Annotated in this window: 12 protein-coding genes; 6 read left to right on the top strand and 6 right to left on the bottom strand. The window is 63.9% G+C overall.

Translation table 11 applies throughout. The features are described 5' to 3' along the window. The first annotated feature begins 18 nt into the window (after positions 1-18). On the top strand, positions 19-1,077 hold the full coding sequence (locus FJ492_RS25895) for a D-alanine:D-lactate ligase-like protein (RefSeq protein ID WP_140772978.1): 1,059 nt from the start codon (positions 19-21) through the stop codon (positions 1,075-1,077). Here FJ492_RS25895 and FJ492_RS25890 read toward each other — a convergent pair. From FJ492_RS25890 to dnaK, 6 genes are all read right to left on the bottom strand, one after another. Beyond that, complete coding sequence (locus FJ492_RS25890) at positions 1,074-1,361, bottom strand: DUF1330 domain-containing protein (protein ID WP_140506960.1); 288 nt, start codon at positions 1,359-1,361, stop codon at positions 1,074-1,076. The two genes, FJ492_RS25895 and FJ492_RS25890, sit on opposite strands and share 4 nt — an antisense overlap. A gap of 18 nt (positions 1,362-1,379) precedes the next feature. Then, positions 1,380-2,093 carry an orotidine-5'-phosphate decarboxylase gene (gene pyrF / locus FJ492_RS25885; RefSeq protein WP_181165994.1) on the bottom strand — a complete coding sequence of 238 codons (714 nt, stop codon included), beginning with the start codon at positions 2,091-2,093 and terminating at the stop codon, positions 1,380-1,382. An 11-nt stretch (positions 2,094-2,104) separates the two neighbouring features. Next, on the bottom strand, positions 2,105-2,701 hold the full coding sequence (locus FJ492_RS25880; protein WP_140749982.1) for an NADPH-dependent FMN reductase: 597 nt from the start codon (positions 2,699-2,701) through the stop codon (positions 2,105-2,107). A 682-nt stretch (positions 2,702-3,383) separates the two neighbouring features. Further along, the gene (gene pmtA, locus FJ492_RS25875) at positions 3,384-3,992 is read right to left on the bottom strand and encodes a phospholipid N-methyltransferase PmtA (RefSeq protein ID WP_027142509.1); all 609 of its coding nucleotides are present in this window, start codon (positions 3,990-3,992) and stop codon (positions 3,384-3,386) included. A gap of 105 nt (positions 3,993-4,097) precedes the next feature. Beyond that, a complete protein-coding gene (dnaJ, locus tag FJ492_RS25870; RefSeq protein ID WP_140715790.1) occupies positions 4,098-5,225 on the bottom strand; it encodes a molecular chaperone DnaJ in 1,128 nt (375 codons plus the stop codon). A gap of 221 nt (positions 5,226-5,446) precedes the next feature. Then, a complete protein-coding gene (gene dnaK, locus FJ492_RS25865) occupies positions 5,447-7,363 on the bottom strand; it encodes a molecular chaperone DnaK (RefSeq protein WP_140772976.1) in 1,917 nt (638 codons plus the stop codon). Between the two features lie 489 nt (positions 7,364-7,852). Between dnaK and FJ492_RS25860 the strand changes: the two genes are divergently transcribed. The 5 genes from FJ492_RS25860 (at position 7,853) to FJ492_RS25840 (ending at position 17,421) form a co-directional block, all read left to right on the top strand. Then, positions 7,853-9,820 (top strand): hypothetical protein, encoded by a 1,968-nt coding sequence (locus FJ492_RS25860; RefSeq protein WP_140772974.1) that lies wholly within the window; start codon positions 7,853-7,855, stop codon positions 9,818-9,820. A gap of 10 nt (positions 9,821-9,830) precedes the next feature. Continuing rightward, entirely contained in the window at positions 9,831-13,691 is a 3,861-nt protein-coding gene (locus FJ492_RS25855) for a DUF11 domain-containing protein (RefSeq protein ID WP_140772972.1), read from the top strand. Between the two features lie 223 nt (positions 13,692-13,914). Continuing rightward, complete coding sequence (rpe, locus tag FJ492_RS25850) at positions 13,915-14,592, top strand: ribulose-phosphate 3-epimerase (protein WP_140772970.1); 678 nt, start codon at positions 13,915-13,917, stop codon at positions 14,590-14,592. 388 nt (positions 14,593-14,980) lie between these two features. Beyond that, entirely contained in the window at positions 14,981-15,727 is a 747-nt protein-coding gene (locus FJ492_RS25845) for a GntR family transcriptional regulator (protein WP_140772968.1), read from the top strand. A 167-nt stretch (positions 15,728-15,894) separates the two neighbouring features. Beyond that, positions 15,895-17,421, top strand: a complete 1,527-nt coding sequence (locus FJ492_RS25840) for a malonyl-CoA synthase (RefSeq protein ID WP_140506945.1) — start codon at positions 15,895-15,897, stop codon at positions 17,419-17,421. The last annotated feature ends 5 nt before the right edge of the window (positions 17,422-17,426 follow it).

Here is a 17,426-nt window from a genome sequence, read left to right as displayed (position 1 = left end):
GCCGGGAATGTTCGTCTCATGTCGAGTCACAAGCCAAAGCTGATCCTCGTTCACGAGCCGGAGAAGGCCTGCTTCGACCGCCTGGTCGCCGACGGTCACGCACCGCAGCGCGCGGCCGAGATATCGTCCTATCTGGCGCAATCGACCGACCTCGCCCCCGAATTCGATGCGCTGGCCGCCGCCTGTGACAGGCGTGGCCTCATCTTCGCGGCGGTGGAGCTGGACCATGCCGCAAGGGCGCTTCCCGAAGCCGATCCTTCCACGACGCTGGTCTGGACGCTGACCGACGGCATCGCCTATTTCCGTGGCGGCGCCGCACCCGCGCTGGCGCGGCTCAACGGAATGAGGACGATCGGAGCGGACGATGCGCTGTTCGCTCTCTGCCAGGACAAGTTCCGTTCCGGCGCCGTGCTTGGCGCGCTCGGCCTGCCGGTGCCGTCGGCGGGTTTTGCGCGCAATGGCGAATGGCTGGTCGAGCCGCCGGCCTCCGCCGCCGGCTGGTTCGTCAAGCCCAACAGGCTCGGCGCCAAGATCGGCATCTGGCCGGATTCGCGCGTAACCGATCTCGGTCACGTGCTGGAGCTTAGCCGGCGTGTTTTCGCGGCCTATCGCGATGATGTCGTCGTCCAGCCCTATGTCGCGGGCCGCAATGTGCGCGCCAGCTTCCTCGGGCTGACGCCGCAAACCGGTGCCGAGGCGCTTGGCATCGCCTTTGTCGAGTCAGGCGCGGATTTCCAGACGATGGCCGACAGCCTGGCGCTTTATGGCGACACCGGCGAAGCCGCGAAGGCCGCCGGGCATTATGCCGAACCCGAGCTCGCTCCGGTCGCAAACAGTCAGCCGGTGGCCGATGCCAGAATCCGCACGATTGCCAAACGGTTGATGGACGGGCTCGGCCTGCGCGACGTGTTTTCCGTCGACGCGCGCGTCGAGGCCGACGATACGGTTCATCTCATCGAGTTCGAGGTCTGCCCCGGCCTGCCCTGTTTCGATTTCCGCGCTTATTGCCGCCAGCAATGGGGGCTGGAACTCGTCGACGCGATGGCGGAAACCGCGGCGAACAGGCTCTTTCGCTAGACCCCTTCCACCAGCACGATCTCGCCGTCGGCCACCTTCTGGCGGATCGCCACTGCGCGTTGATATTCCGGCGAATGGTAGCAGTCATGCGCGACGGCGAGCGATTCGAACTCGATGAGCACATTGCGCGCGCGGCCGGGGCCCTCGGCTTTCTCATGCTCGCCGCCACGGGCCAGGAATTTCGCGCCGAAGCGCTCGAAAGCCGGCTTCGCCGCCGCGACGTAATCCTTGTAGCCTTCCGCGTCGCGCACATCGACGCGGGCGATCCAGTATCCCTTGGGCATTCTTCTTCTCCCTATTCCTTATGCCGAGCGCATTTCGTCGAGGATGGCTTCAGCCGCCGCGCGTCTGTCCGCCGCAGCGACGATCGGGCGCCCGACAACCAGATGGCTGGAGCCGCTGCGAATGGCTTGCGCAGGTGTCATCACGCGCTTCTGGTCGCCATGATCGCTGCCCACGGGGCGTATGCCGGGTGTCACCACCGCCATGTCGGGGCCGACGAGGCGGCGCACCGCTTCGGCCTCCGCGGCCGAGCAGACGATGCCGCCCATGCCGGCATGCAGCGCCTGTTCCGAGCGCCTCAGCACCAGCGTGTGCGGGTCATATTCATAGCCGGCATCGATCATGTCCTGCTCATCCATCGAGGTCAGGACGCTGACGGCAAGCAGGCAAAGCTCGCTGCCGCGCGCTGCCTCCACCGCCGCCTGCATCGCCTTGGGATAAGCATGTATGGTCAGCATGGTCATGCCCATCTTGACGATGTTCTCGACGCCTTTGGCCACTGTGTGGTCGATGTCGAGCAGCTTCATGTCGAGGAAGATTTTCGTTCCGCCGCTGGCCAGCTCCCTGGCAAAGTCGAGCCCGCCGGCAAAGGCCAGCTGATAGCCGATCTTGTAGAAGGAGACGACACCGTCGAGCTCGCGCACCGCCTGCTCGGCCTCCGTCACGGTCGGCACGTCGAGGCCGACGATCAATCTTTCCTGCATGGATTTGGCCTGCATGGGGTGAGCCTGCATGGCAGCGGCAGTCACGCCTCGACCCTGGTCGACAGCATGCGTGAGGTTTCGATCAGCGTGCGGCATAGGTGCTCCATCGATTTGTGCAGTCTTTCGTCACGGAAATGGCCGTCCCCGTCGAAGGCGTCGCCGCCCTCCGGCACCGAGCATTCCGGCGTCACCACCTCCATCTGGCAGCGCACCAGCACGGCGCGCAGATGATTGATGCAGCGGATGCCGGCAAAATGGCCTTTGGAGGACGAGCAGAGGCCGGCGACCTTGCCGGCAAGCGGCCTGACCGACCGGCCGCCATCCCGTCGCACCCGGCTCACCCAGTCGATCGTGTTCTTGAGCAACGGCGGGATGGAGCCGTTATATTCAGGCGTCGCGATCAGCAGCCCATCATGGACGGCGATCAATCGCGCCAGCTTCTGGGCGTTTTCAGGGATGCCATTTTCCCTTTCCAGGTCCTCGTCGAGGATCGGCAAGGGATAATCGGCGAGCGAAATGCGGGTCACCTCGGCGCCTTGCACCGCAAGTTCCTTCTGCGCCACGTCGGCGGTCCTGCCGCTATAGGCGCCGCTGCGCACCGAGCCGGCGAAGACGAGGATTTTCGGGATGATCGGCATCGAGTCTCCCATGCTGTCGCGGCAGCTATAGGCGATGCACGGACTGAATCAAATAGCCGAGCTCATATTGTCGCTAGACACGGAGGCGCATCATGGACGTTGGAGGCGCGGCGATTTCAAAGTTCAGTATCGGCGGGGTTCTCTAGTTCAAAGACCGCTTGGATGACTGCTTGCCTACCTTTTGCCGATCTCACGGACATGGCCATCCACATCCGTCCGCCATCTTTCGAGGCAACAAGAATCTGAAAAGGCTGTCCTTTATAGGAACCACCAGAGTCAGAACCCCATCGCCCTTCTCCCTTCGCGAATCGACCGCCAGCCTGATCTGGAACAACTGTTGCCGTCCATCCGTTATTCGCTGTCACCAAAAGCGCATTACCGTGCCGCTCGATCGATACACGACAATTGTGACAAGCCCCGGCATTGGAGGCGACTTGTCGCCACTGTCCTCGAAGCGAGATGGGCTCGGCGGCCAATGGCGCCGTCGCCAGAAATCCAGAAAAAAACAACAATAGGGAACATGCGAGGCGCAAGGGTAGCTCCTTATGCATCCGGAGCCCACGCTATACCGATCAGCAGTTTCTCTATACCTGCAATTAAATATCAAATGATACCGAACGGCGATAAATCACCAAATTCGTTTTCCCGGCGAAGCAGGCGGGATACCGGGCGAGAATCCGCGTCAATCGCCGCTGCCGCGCCTATAGATCCAAAGCTGCGTCGGCGGGATATTGCGGAAGATGAAGTCGAAATGCTTGACCGTGTAGTCGCCGCGGCCGGCCGGGATCGGCGACATCGGACCATAGGTCAGCTGCACGATCGGCCGTCCGGCCGGGATGCGGTCGAGCAGGCTTTCGATATAGGCGATGCGCTGGGCGACCGGGAAGTTGAGCAGCGGCACTCCGGAAACGACGCTATCGAAGATCATCCCGCTTCTCTCGCCAAGCGTGGCGTTGAGGTTGAAGGCATCGCCCTCGATGACGTTGACGCCGGGATAGAGCTGGCGCAGGTGGCGCACGAAATCGGTGGAATATTCGACCGCGTAGAGGTTTTCAGGCCGCACGCCCTGGGCGAGGATGGCGCGGGTGATGACCCCGGTACCGGGACCGACCTCGAGCACCGGCAGTCCGGACTTCGGGTTGACGATCGAAGCCATCTTGCGGGCGGTGATCGAGCTGGTCGGAACAATGGAGCCGACCGTCTTCGGCTTGTCGATCCAGCCCTTGAAGAATTTGAGTTCGTCGTCGAACTTCTCGGCAAACGCCTTCCGTAGTCCGTGACCACGTGCCATGCAAGCTCTCCTCAGCGCTCCCCTTGGAAGCTACTTAACACCTGGATGACGCAAGGCAAGGCGCTGCCCTGCCTGTGTCGTGGATAAGATAGCTCTGGTCGCGTCTCAACGCTCGCCGAAAGATTCGAAAAAGTCCTTCATGCGGGCGAAAAAGCCGCTCGATTGGGGCGAATTGTCCTGCGAGGACAGTTGTTCGAACTCCTCCAGCAATTCGCGCTGGCGGCGCGACAGGTTCTGCGGCGTCTCGACCGCGGTCTGGATGTAGAGGTCGCCGACATTGGGCTGGCGCAACACCGGCATGCCCTTGCCCTTGAGGCGGAACTGGCGTCCGTTCTGCGTGCCTTCGGTCACCTTCACCTTGGTCTGTGTGCCGTCGAGCGTCGTCACCTCGAACGACCCGCCAAGGGCCGCCGTCGTCATCGAGATCGGCACCTTGCAATAGAGATCGGCGCCGTCGCGCTGAAAGAATTCGTGCGGCTTGACGGCCAGGAAGATATAGAGGTCGCCCGACGGCCCGCCGCGCAGCCCGGCCTCGCCCTCATTGGCCAGGCGGATGCGGGTGCCGTCCTCGATGCCGGCCGGGATGTTGACCGACAGCGAGCGTTCCTCGGTGACGCGGCCTTGGCCGGCGCATTTCGGGCACGGATCCTTGATCGTCTGGCCGCGCCCCTGGCATTGCGGGCAGGTCCGCTCGATCGAGAAAAACCCTTGCGTGGCGCGCACCTTGCCGTGGCCGTTGCACATCGAGCAGGTGACCGGCTGGGTGCCGGGCTTCGCGCCGCTGCCCGAGCATTCCGTGCAGGATATCGAAGCCGGCACGCGAATCTGCGCGGTCTTGCCCGCGAAGGCTTCCTCCAGCGAGATTTCCATGTTGTAGCGCAGGTCGGCGCCGCGCTCGCGGCCACCGGAAGAGCGGCGCTGGCGGCCACCCATCATGTCGCCGAAAATATCCTCGAAGATATCGGCAAAGCCGCCCGCACCAAAGCCCTGCGCGCCATTCATGCCGCCCTGCTCGAAGGCGGCGTGGCCGAAACGGTCATAGGCGGCGCGCTTCTGCGGGTCCTTCAGCGTCTCGTAGGCTTCATTGATTTCCTTGAATTTGTGCTCGCAGGAATGATCGCCGGGATTGCGGTCGGGATGGAACTGCATGGCGAGCTTGCGAAAAGCGCTCTTGAGCTCCTTGTCGTCGGCGCCCTTTTGCACGCCCAGCGTTTCGTAGAAATCAGCTTTCATTTTTTCCCGCAGTTCCGGATCAACGTCTTGATGCATGGTGTGCGTCGTTTGCCGGCACGTTGTTCGATTTAGGAGCGGTGCTGCCCGTATGCTAGGGCCGGCGCGAACTTGTCCGTGGTTTTCAGTGATTTTTTCGGCAGCGCTCGCATTTTTTTCAGCGAGGGTTGCAAAAAAGCCCGGCCTTGCGCCGGGCTTTTCGCATTATCTTGCCGTCAGACCGTTCAGGCCGACTTCTTCTTGTCGTCGTCCTCGTCGATTTCCTCGAAATCGGCGTCGACCACATCGGAGTTCTTGGCGGCATCCGCCTTGGCATCGGCTTCCGCCGCTTCCTTCTGCGAGGCCTCGTACATGGCCTGGCCAAGCTTCATGGAGGCTTCGGCAAGCACCTGGCTCTTGGCCTCGATGTCGGCCGGATCGTCGCCCTCGGCAGCGGTCTTCAGCGCCGCGATCGCATCGGATATAGCGGTGCGCTCGGCCTCGGAGACCTTGTCGCCATATTCCTTCAGCGACTTCTCCGACGAATGCACCAGGGCTTCGGCCTGGTTGCGGGCCTCGACCACGGCGCGACGCTTCTTGTCGGTGTCGGCGTTGGCCTCGGCGTCCTTGACCATCTTCTCGATGTCGGCGTCCGAAAGACCACCCGACGCCTGGATGCGGATCTGGTGCTCCTTGCCGGTGCCCTTGTCCTTGGCCGAGACGTTGACAATGCCGTTGGCGTCGATGTCGAAGGTGACTTCGATCTGCGGCACGCCACGCGGCGCCGGCGGAATGCCGACCAGATCGAACTGGCCGAGCGCCTTGTTGTCGGCGGCCATTTCACGCTCGCCCTGGAAGACGCGGATGGTCACGGCCGACTGCGAATCCTCGGCCGTCGAGAACACCTGGCTCTTCTTGGTCGGGATCGTCGTGTTGCGTTCGATCAGTCGCGTGAACACGCCGCCCAGCGTCTCGATGCCGAGCGACAGCGGCGTCACGTCGAGCAGCAGCACGTCCTTGACGTCGCCCTGCAGCACGCCGGCCTGGATGGCGGCGCCGAGTGCGACGACCTCATCCGGGTTGACGCCCTTGTGCGGCTCCTTGCCGAAGAACTGCTTCACGATCTCCTGGATCTTGGGCATGCGGGTCATGCCGCCGACCAGGACCACTTCGTCGATCTCAGCGGCCTTCAGGCCGGCGTCCTTGAGCGCCGCCTTGCACGGCTCGATGGTGCGCTGGACGAGATCCTCGACCAGGCTTTCGAACTTGGCGCGCGTCAGCTTCAGCGTCAGGTGCTTCGGTCCGGTCGCGTCGGCCGTGATGAAGGGCAGGTTGATTTCGGTCTGTGTCGTCGACGACAGCTCGATCTTGGCCTTCTCTGCCGCCTCCTTGAGGCGCTGCAGGGCGAGCTTGTCGTTCTTCAGGTCTATGCCCTGTTCCTTCTTGAACTCGGCCGCCAGATACTCGACCAGGCGCATGTCGAAATCCTCGCCGCCGAGGAAGGTGTCGCCATTGGTCGACTTCACCTCGAACACGCCGTCGCCGATCTCGAGCACCGAAATGTCGAACGTGCCGCCGCCAAGGTCATAGACGGCAATGGTCTTGCCTTCCTTCTTGTCGAGGCCGTAGGCAAGTGCTGCCGCGGTCGGCTCGTTGATGATGCGCAGCACTTCGAGGCCGGCGATCTTGCCGGCGTCCTTGGTCGCCTGGCGCTGGGCGTCGTTGAAATAGGCCGGAACGGTGATGACCGCCTTCTCGACCTTCTCGCCGAGATAGGCCTCCGCCGTTTCCTTCATCTTCTGCAGGATCATGGCCGAGATCTGCGAGGGCGACTGCTTCTTGCCGCCGGCCTCGACCCAGGCATCGCCATTGTCGCCCTTGACGATCTTGTAGGGGACGAGCTTCTTGTCCTTCTCCGTCACCGGATCGTCATAGCGGCGGCCGATCAGGCGCTTGACCGCGAAGATGGTGTTTTCAGGATTGGTGACCGCCTGGCGCTTGGCCGGCTGGCCGACGAGACGTTCGCCGTCGCCCGAGATGGCGACGATGGAAGGCGTCGTGCGCGCGCCTTCCGCATTCTCGATTACCTTCGGCTCCTTGCCATCCATGATGGCGATACAGGAGTTGGTGGTGCCGAGATCGATACCGATTACTTTTGCCATTTTTCTAGTCTCTCCGCTAAGCAGGCTCTCAGGACCCGGTAAGGCGTTCCGACGAAAGCCCCTGTTCACAAGAAATCCCGTCCGGCCACCGGTCCTCCGGCGCCGCACGGCTTGGCGCGTATATAAGAACAGGCGGCATCGCGCGCAAGCATTCTGCGCAAGGCTTCCATGAACCTTTCCACCTCCGCCCGCGACTGATGTCCAGGTGCCGCATGGTGCGGCCCCGGAAAGGAAGCCCCCATGACCAGCAACCCAGAGACTCCATGGTCTCCGGGACCAACAGGAGCTCGGCGCGACCACCGCCTTCGGGAGGGGGTCGATGCGCTGGGCTTTCCGCTGATTCCGTTGACCCTGCGCAGGAGCAGGCGTATCGTGACTATGAGGAAAGCAGACAATTCGATCAGGGAAGAACGTGCCGGACCACCGCGCCTTGCCCTGATTTGCGCGGCGATGCCGGGTGTTTCTCCCGTGGCTAACGGGGGTAGCTTCATGTCTCGCGTCCACGGCACGTTTGTGTCTTCTCTCCATTTTGCCGGCGGCTTGCGACGAGCTGCGCATGCAGGCAGCGGCTTGCTGGTGCTGGCACTTGCCGCCAGCCTGTGGCTTGGAGGCGCCGCCCAGGCGCAGGAAACCCAGATCATTTATCCCGGCTCGATGGCGGTCACCGGCTTTCCCGGCACCATCATCCCGAATTTCGACGAGGGCCTGCCGCCCGGCGTCGATCCGGTCGACGAGACCTTCATCGACACTTCGCGCGCCAGCTTGCGCGTGTTCGATGTTTCGCACCTGGGCGGCCCGGCCTCCGGCCAGCTCGTCTTCACGCCGCCGCCTTTCGAGGTGACATCAGGCCAGATCGGCGAGGTGTTCGGCCTCGCCTATGATGACGGCGTGCGCGACGGTGTGCCATCGGGCATTCCCAACCTCTATGCCGCCGCCAGCTCGCTGCATGGCGTCGAGATCGTCACCCCGGACGCCGACAAGGACGGCAGGCCGGAGCGGCAGCGCCGCGGCACGGCGGGCGCCACTTTCATGGAGGGCCAGTTCGGCACCGAAAACGGCGGCGGACCAGGTACCATCTGGAAGATCGACGGCATCACCGGCCAGGTCGCCAAATTCGCCGACATCGAGACCAACAGCGGTCCCGGCATCGGCAACCTCACCTTCGATCCCGTCCATCGCCAGTTCTTCGCCTCCGACCTCGACACCGGCCTGATCCATCGCATCGACGCCGACGGCGGACCGATCGACACCTTCGACCATGGCGTCGCAGGGCGACCGGCGCATGGGCTGGCTCCCGTCGCCGACGATGGCGCGGTGATGGACATACAGGGCGCCGCCTTCGACACCGAAGACGCCGAGACCTGGGGCTACACCCAGGACGAGCGCCGCGTCTGGGCCGTCTCCTATCATGGCGGCCGGCTCTACTATTCGGTCGGCGAAAAGTCTGAAATCTGGTCGGTGGGCATTGCCCGCGACGGCACCTTCGCCGGCGATCCGCGTTGGGAACTGACGGTCAAGGCCGACAAGGACTACGCCGTCACCGACATTGCCTTCGACAACAGCGGCTTCATGTACCTTGCGCAACGCGGCCCGACCGAAAACCGCTACGACTACAGCCGCTTCGCCGATTCCGGCAAGGGCGAGGTCATCCGCTACTTCAGGGAAAACCCCGACGATCCCTCGACGGAATCGATCTGGGTGGAAGCGCCGCAGGAATATGCGGTCGGCTTCCCGCAAGGCAACAGGCAGTCGGCCGGCGGCCTCGACCTGCAATACGGCTACGACGCCGACGGCAATCTCGACACCTCGGTCTGCACCCAGACCTTGGTCAACACCGGCGACAAATTGCGCGACAACCCCGAGCTCGCCGAAAAGCTCGCTGCCGGCGGGCCGCTTGCCGTCCATGGCGTGCAGATCACGCCCAAGGACCTCGTCAAACCGGCCAACGTGCCGCCCTTCGGCTCCTGGTTCGTCGATTTCGACGGCTATTTCGAGGATCCTGAAGTGGAAGGCCATGTCGGCGACGTCGCCGTCTGGCACCCTTGCGAAGGCCGTGCTGGCTATTATGAGGAAATACCGGGCGGCTATGAGCCCCCCTTCTACCCGCCGGACTTCCCACCGCCCGGCAATCTGCCTCCGTGTCTCGATGTCGAGGACGTGCGGTATTTCTGCACGCCGCATGGCCTCGAGGCCGATCTCTATCTCCATGACCATGCCGGCTTCGGCGGCGATTCGATCAAGGCCCAGTCCAGGACGCCAGGCGTCGGGGTGACCTCACCCATGTCGCATGCGCCGGGCAAGCCGTACACGATCGACATCACCGGCCACTATCCGGGCGACAGAGTGGATGTTGGACTTTGCTTCTACAGGAAGTCCGACAAGGACAAGGGTGGCTACTATCCTTGCTGCAAGATGACCTTGCCGCTCCGGACCCCAGCCGTCAGCTGCGAACGTTGAGGAGGCGAAGATGAACAGTCTTGCCCCATCCCCGCTCGCGACCCAAACGCAAAAAACCGTCATGGAGACGATCATGAACCCCCTGTCATATGCCAGGCGCGGTGCGCGCTGGTTGATGGCGGCCGGTATCGCGGTCGCCCTTGCGCCCGCACTGCCGGCATCCGCCTCCCAGACCGTCCAGGCTGTCACCAGCCCAGATGTGCAGCCGTTGCAGCTCGACAATCCGCGCATCATCAATCCGGAGCCCGGACGTGTCGTGCCGTTCTTCACCAAGACCGGCGGCCAGCGCAGCTGCGACTATGTCTTCTACACCTTGACCTTCGGCCTGCGCGGCAATCCGCAGGGCTTTGCCGATCCGGGCCTCGAGGCGGCGCTGAAGAAAGCCCAGCTCGAGTTCAAGGACCAGCTTCCGCACGGTCTTTCCATCGTCAACGTGACGGTCTCCGGCGACGGCACCGATGCGTCGGGTGGGCCTTTGCCTGCCGCCGCCATCAGCAATTCGGCCGGACCCAACGATACGGCAACGGTTTCCGATTTCCGGATGTCCGCCAGCGATCTCGATGGCTCGGGGGCACTGAACGAACGCGTCATCACCTTCCGCATCACGGCCAAGATCGACCACGCCGCGTTTCCAGCGCCGGCCAATGTCGACAATCAGGGCCTGATCAAGGTCACCGGCGGCATTGGCACGGGAACCATCATCCCCTCGCAGGATCCGGGCAAGCCGGACGATGGCAACATCGCGACCGGCGAAAAGACCTCGATCCGGATCGACCTCACCAAATGCGACAAGCAACCTCCGCCCCCAACCGACCATGAGTGCTTCAAGGTCGAGCGCGGCACGGTCGACTGCGTGCCCGGCGGTGGTGCCTTCATCTATCACATGCCTGTCGGCCCGGAGATGGGCGGCAAGTGGGCGCAGGTGTCGACGACCTCATCAGGCATCACCATCATCCCCGACACCCAGAAGGTGCCGGCGGGCGGCGGGGTGCTCAACTGGAAGATCGTCGGCGCGTCACCCGGCGACGTCATCCACCTCATCGTCACCGGCATCGAGACCTATGCCGGACCGAAGGAGGGCTGGGGCCTGTGCTGCACGCAAACCATCGACATCGTCATCCCGCGTGACCAGAGGTGCCCACCTAGGGACAAGGAACCGGACCTCAAGGTTGAAAAGCATGCCGACGTCACACGCTGTACCATGGCCGGCGGCTGCGACTTCACCATCCGGGTCACCAATGTCGGCACGGGGCCCTACAACGGCAAGATCGTGCTCGACGAGGTGACGCTGCCGGCCGGCTCGACGCTGAGTTCAGGGCCCAATCCGCCCTGGGTCTGCGCGCCGGGAACCACCCCCATGACGTGCACCTACCCGGTGACCACGCTCAATCCGGGGGCCTTTGTCGACCTCAAGCTCGGCTTCAGGCCGGCCGGAGGCTGGCAAGGTAGCGTGCTGCGCAACTGCGCCACCTATAATTACGGCGCCAGCGGCAAGCCGCTTTTCGGCAGCCAGGCCAATGACCGGGGCTGCGCGTCGATCCCGATCTGCCGCCGCGGCGACCGCAACCCGGATTGCCAGCCGCCGGTCGAGAAGAAGGTGGACCTGATCCTCAAGAAGCGTGCCCGCACCGAAGTCTGCACCGCCGATGGCGTCTGCACCTTCATCATCGACATCATCAACAACGGCACATCGACCTATAACGGACCGCTGACGGTGATCGACAATTACCCAAGCGGCGCGCCGACGTCCTCGACCTTCGGACCGAGCCCGCCCTGGACCTGCGGCCCGAACGGCCCCGGCCAGTTCCGCTGCGACCATGCCGGCATCTCGCTGCCTGCGGGCGCTTCGACGCCGATCTTCGTCAAGGCGGTGGTGCCGGCCAGCTATCGGTCGGACATGGTCGAGAACTGCGCCGAAGTGAGGGCCGTCCCCGGTGAGGTCGATCTCACCAACAACAGGGCCTGCGCCAAGGAACGCATCCGCCACCCCAATGGCGGCCAGCCGACATTGCGCATCACCAAGGTGTGCAACGGCTCGCTGGCTGGTGCGGCGCTGGTTTCCTGCCGCATCACCGTCAGCAGCGTCGGCACGGCTGCCCCCACCGGTCCGGTGCGGGTCAACGATGCCGCCACGCTGGTGTCGGGCGGAGCGCCCGTGCAGATCCAGACCGTCACCCCTGACGGTGCGGAATGGGCGTGCGGACCGGTCCCGGCCAACACTCTGTCGTGCCAGATTCCCGGCGCCGTCATGACGCCCGGAACCTCCAGGCACTTCGATGTGACGGTTTCGGCCAATGGCGAGTTCGAGAACTGCGCACGGGGCTCCTATGGCCCGGCGCAGGGCGACGACGTCGTCTATCCGATCGGCCAGGCCTGCGCCAAGGGCGGCGGCTCCTCGACCATCCGTGTCGAGAAGACCGGCGACCGCGAATGCAGGCTCGGCCGGCCCTGTTCGTTCGACATCACCGTCACAAATGACGGGACGAGCCCCTTCTCGGGTCCGGTCCGCATCGGTGATGCGATCGGGGTGGAGGGGCTTGGCCGACTGGAAGGCGTTGCGATCACCTCGATCGACCCGCCCTTCGGCTGCTCGCCGGAACCGACGACCTTGCCGGCCTCCTGCATCGCCAACCTGACCCTCGGCGCCGGCGAAAGCCAGTCGCACCGTGTGACAGTGGTCATCCCCGACGACGGGCGTCTTGCCAATCTGCAGGGCAACGTCAATGGCCAGAACTGCGTTGGCGTGCTCTCTCCCGACACACGGGTACAGGGCGGCGCCGACGTCCTGTCCAAGGATGCAACCAACGTCGAGGGCGATCGCGGCAAGGCCTATGCGTGCCATCCGTTCATCATCACGCATGAGGTGAAGAATGAATGCTCGCCGGGCTTTGTCATGAACGACGCCGGCCGCTGCGCCTGCCCGGAAGGCACCACCTTCCGCAACGGCCAGTGCACGGGCGGCGGCACCAATGTTCTGCCGTTGCCACCGCCGCCGCGCTGCGTGCTGCTCGAAGGCCAGATCCGCACCGAGGACGGACGTTGCGTCTGCCCGCGCGGCACGGAGCTGGAGAACGGAAAATGCGTCAGGACCGACAAGCCCGAGCAGTGCACCATCCGTGGTCAGGTCCACGACGCCGACGGCGACTGTGTCTGCCCGCGCGGCACCGAGGTGCGGGACGGCGCCTGCCGTCAGACCCGGCCAAAACCACAGCAGTGCCGCATCCCTGGCCAGTTCCGCAATGCCGACGGCGACTGTGTCTGCCCGCAAGGCACCGAGGTGCGCAACGGCGCCTGCCGCCCGATCAGGCCGAAGCCCGAGCAGTGCAGCATCCGTGGCCAGGTCCACAATGCGGACGGGGACTGCGTCTGCCCGCAAGGCACCGAGGTACGCGACGGCGCCTGTCGCCCGATCAGGCCGAAGCCCGAGCAGTGCAGCATCCGTGGCCAGGTCCATGACTCCGATGGCAATTGCGTCTGCCCGAGGGGTACGGAGGTGCAAGGCAATGCCTGCCGGCGCAAGCAGCCTGACATGCAGCAGTGCGACATACGCGGCCAGGTCCACAACAAGCGCGGCGAATGCGTCTGTCCGCGTGGGACCGAGGTGATCGACGGCGCATGCCGCAAGCCCAGGCAAGAGAGCGAATGCGCGCCGGGCTCGCAGATGGTCAACGGCCAGTGCCAGCCGATCTTCAGGCGACACTGCCCGGAGGGTACGATCGGGCGGTACCCGAACTGCAGGCCGATACGCGGACAGCCGTCGCTGGAAATCGATCCGGGTCAGCTGCTGCAATTGCTGCCGCGGCGCAGGCAGCAGATCGACCAGCAACTGGATCCGGTTCCAAACAGGGTCCTGAAACTCCAGCAGCAGTAACCATCCGCGCGACGCCAAACGAGAACCACCCGCCGGAGCAATCCGGCGGGTTTTTCTTTGTGACCAGGTCAGGCGGTGATTGACGGCAACAGGATCGGCGAGCGCCGCGACGTTACCCTCCCTGTTGAACCGCTGTACTTGCGCCCTCGACAAGTCGCCGGGAGCGCTTTAGGCAGTCGGTTCGGGGCGTCCGTATGGAAAGGGCGCCCGGAAAGGCCGCGAGATGAGCAAAAAAACCTTGATCGCACCGTCGGTGCTGGCATCGGATTTCTCGAAGCTCGGTGACGAGGTCGAGGCGGTGGCGGCGGCCGGTGCCGACTGGATCCATCTCGACGTGATGGACGGGCACTTCGTGCCGAACATCACCTTCGGCCCGCCTGTCATCAAGGCGATCCGCAACCGCACCCAGGCCTTTTTCGACTGCCACCTGATGATCGCGCCCGCCGACCCCTACCTCGCCGCCTTCGCCGAGGCCGGCTGCGACGGCATGACGGTGCATGCCGAGGCCGGACCGCATCTCGACCGCTCGCTGCAGACCATCAGGAATCTCGGTAAGAAGGCCGGTGTCTCACTCAATCCGGCGACGCCGGAAAGCGCCGTCGAATATGTGCTCGACCGGCTCGACCTGATCCTGATCATGACCGTCAATCCGGGCTTCGGCGGGCAGGCCTTCATCCCGGCGATGGTCGACAAGGTGAAAAGGGTCAAGGCATTGATCGGCGACCGGCCGATCCGCATCGAGATCGACGGCGGCGTCTCGCCGGAAACCGCGCCGCTGGTCACATCTGCCGGCGCCGACGTGCTGGTGGCCGGTGCCGCCATCTTCAGGGGCGGCGGCGTCGAAGCGTACCGCGCCAATATCGAGGCGATCAGGACCGCGGCCGACGAGGCCGCCGGCTAACGCAGCCGATCGACCGGTTTTCCATTTCGGTAGGCCAAGAACGTGGTGCCGAGAGTGGCCCCTCAGCGTCCGGGCCGAATCAATCCGTGCAGAGGGCCTGATTCGACCAAACCGCGACTGTCTTTGCGCGCGGCAGAAAAGATGCTCGCATGGGGACACAAGAAACAGATGGCCATGCGTGCATACAAAACGCTTTAAGGTTCTGCTGGTTGTAGAGATATTCGAATTCCCGCGATCGGCGCGCCGATTGGGTATATTTCTTTGTTCTAAAGTACAATAGCGCGATCTTCTGCTTGAGCGGCGGAAGCGTGGCGCTGTATGGTACATGTACAGAGGGGAATTTCTGACTCGAATTGCCCAAGACGACAGTTGGGGACAAGGAGTCGCTTTGACATATGGAGCTGCCAATCTGAACGACGACGGCACGGGCGCCAAGAGTACGCTTGCCAGCACGGTCTATCATCAATTGCGTGATGATCTTCTCGGCGGCGCTCTGGAAGCCGAAAGCAAGCTGCGCGTCGAGTGGGTCGTTTCCAAATATGGCGCCGGTGCCTCTCCGGTTCGCGAAGCTCTCAATCGCCTTGCCTCCGAAGGTCTCCTCGGCCGCCATGACCAGCGCGGCTTCTTCATCATGCCGGTCAGTGCGGCCGAACTCGAGGAGCTGACGCGCACCCGCTGCTGGCTTGAGGAGCGGGCGCTGCGCGAATCGATCGCCCACCGCACCGCCGAATGGGAAGAACAATTGGTGCTGGCGCTGCATCGCCTGGGGCGCGCCTCACGGCTTTCGCCGCAAAGTACCTCGTCGCTCAATCCGGACTGGGAGAAATTGCATCGCACTTTCCATCGGGTGCTGATCTCGGCCTGCCGGTCGCACTGGCTGGTGGGCTTCTGCGACCAGCTGTCCGATCACGCCTACCGCTATCGCCAGATGGCCAATGACGGCGAGAGCATCCAGCGCGACGATTTCGCCGAACACCGGCTGATTGCTGAAAATGCGCTGGACGGAAACGCGGATGGCGCCGTCCAGGCCCTGATCGATCACTACCAGCTGACCGCCGCCATGTGCATGGAACGCTTCAAGCAAGGCGAGACACCACGGGTCGCCGCCGGTCCGAGCCAGCGCGCCCACCGTTGACGGCTGTTTGATCGGCGCGCTCTGCTGACGAATCTCTTCGGCAGGCGCCGGCAGCCGTCTGCGGCTTGACGGCCGGGCCGGGAAACGCGAACGCTTCCCCGCGTGCCGACCCACAGCCGGCGTCGACATTGCCGTCACCCCCAATTGCCGTCACCCAGGAAGATTTCATGAGCAATCATCTGTTCGATGCGTTCCGGTCCCGGATGCCAGCGCCTGGGCATCTGTTGATGGAAACCGATGATGGACGCTCGCTCACCTATGGCGACATGCTGGCGCGGTCGGCGCAGTTCGCGCATGCGCTCCTGCAAATGGACGTCGCGCCCGGCGACCGGGTCGCCGTGCAGGTGGAGAAGAGCCCGGAGATGGTTTTGCTCTATCTCGCCTGTGTGCGCGCCGGTGCTGTCTTCCTGCCGCTCAACACCGCCTACACGCTGGCCGAGCTCGGCTATTTCTTCCACGATGCGGCACCCCGGGTCATCGTCTGCGATCCGGCACGGTCGGCGGATATCCGTGGGATGGTCGACCCGTCCGGTGCCGTGGTGGTCACGCTCGACCGCAATGGCCGGGGATCCCTTGCGGACCAGGCATCGCGCCAGTCCTCCGATTTCCACGATGTCGAGCGCGGCGGCGACGACCTTGCGGCGATCCTCTACACGTCGGGAACGACCGGCCGCTCGAAAGGCGCCATGCTCAGCCACGAGAACCTCGCCTCGAACGCGCGGGTGCTGGTCGAGCAATGGCGCTTTACCAGGGACGACGTGCTGATCCACGCGCTGCCGATCTTCCACACGCACGGCCTGTTCGTCGCCACCAACGTCGTCTTGATGGCCGGCGCCTCGATGCTGTTCGAGCAGAAATTCGACGCGGGCCGCATCGTCTCGCTGCTGCCGCGCGCCACCGCACTGATGGGCGTACCGACCTTCTACACCAGGCTGCTGCAGCAGGAAGGGCTGGATCGCGAGGCGGCGAAAAACATCCGCCTGTTCGTATCCGGTTCCGCGCCGCTGCTGGCCGAAACGCACAAGGCCTGGAGCGAGCGTACCGGCCACGCCATCCTCGAGCGCTATGGCATGACCGAGACCAACATGAACACTTCCAACCCCTATGAGGGCGAGCGGCGCGCCGGCACGGTCGGCTTCCCCTTGCCTGGCGTATCGCTGCGCATTGCCGATCCCGATTCCGGCAAGCCTCTTGGCCAGGGCGAGGTCGGCATGATCGAGGTCAAGGGTCCCAACGTGTTCGGCGGCTACTGGCGCATGCCGGAAAAGACCAAGGCGGAATTCCGCGCCGACGGCTTCTTCATCACCGGTGATCTCGGCATGATCGATGCCGACGGCTATGTCCACATCGTCGGTCGCGGCAAGGACCTGATTATCTCAGGCGGTTACAACGTCTATCCGAAGGAGCTCGAAAGCGAGATCGACGCGCTCGACGGCGTCCTGGAAAGCGCCGTCATTGGCCTTGCCCATCCGGACTTCGGCGAAGGCGTCACCGCTGTCGTCGTGCGCTCGCCCGCGTCGCGGATCACCGCGGCCGAAATCCTCGACGCCATCACCGGCCGTATGGCGAAGTACAAGCACCCCAAACGGGTGATCTTCGTCGACGAACTGCCGCGCAACACGATGGGCAAGGTGCAGAAGAACTTGCTTCGCGACAGCTACAAGGATCTCTACGCCTCAACCAAAGTCGGCTAAGCAGA

This window comes from Mesorhizobium sp. B2-5-4 (genome assembly GCF_006441095.1).
Classification (GTDB): Bacteria; Pseudomonadota; Alphaproteobacteria; order Rhizobiales; family Rhizobiaceae; genus Mesorhizobium; species Mesorhizobium salmacidum.
This window is presented reverse-complemented; position numbering and strand designations above follow the sequence as displayed.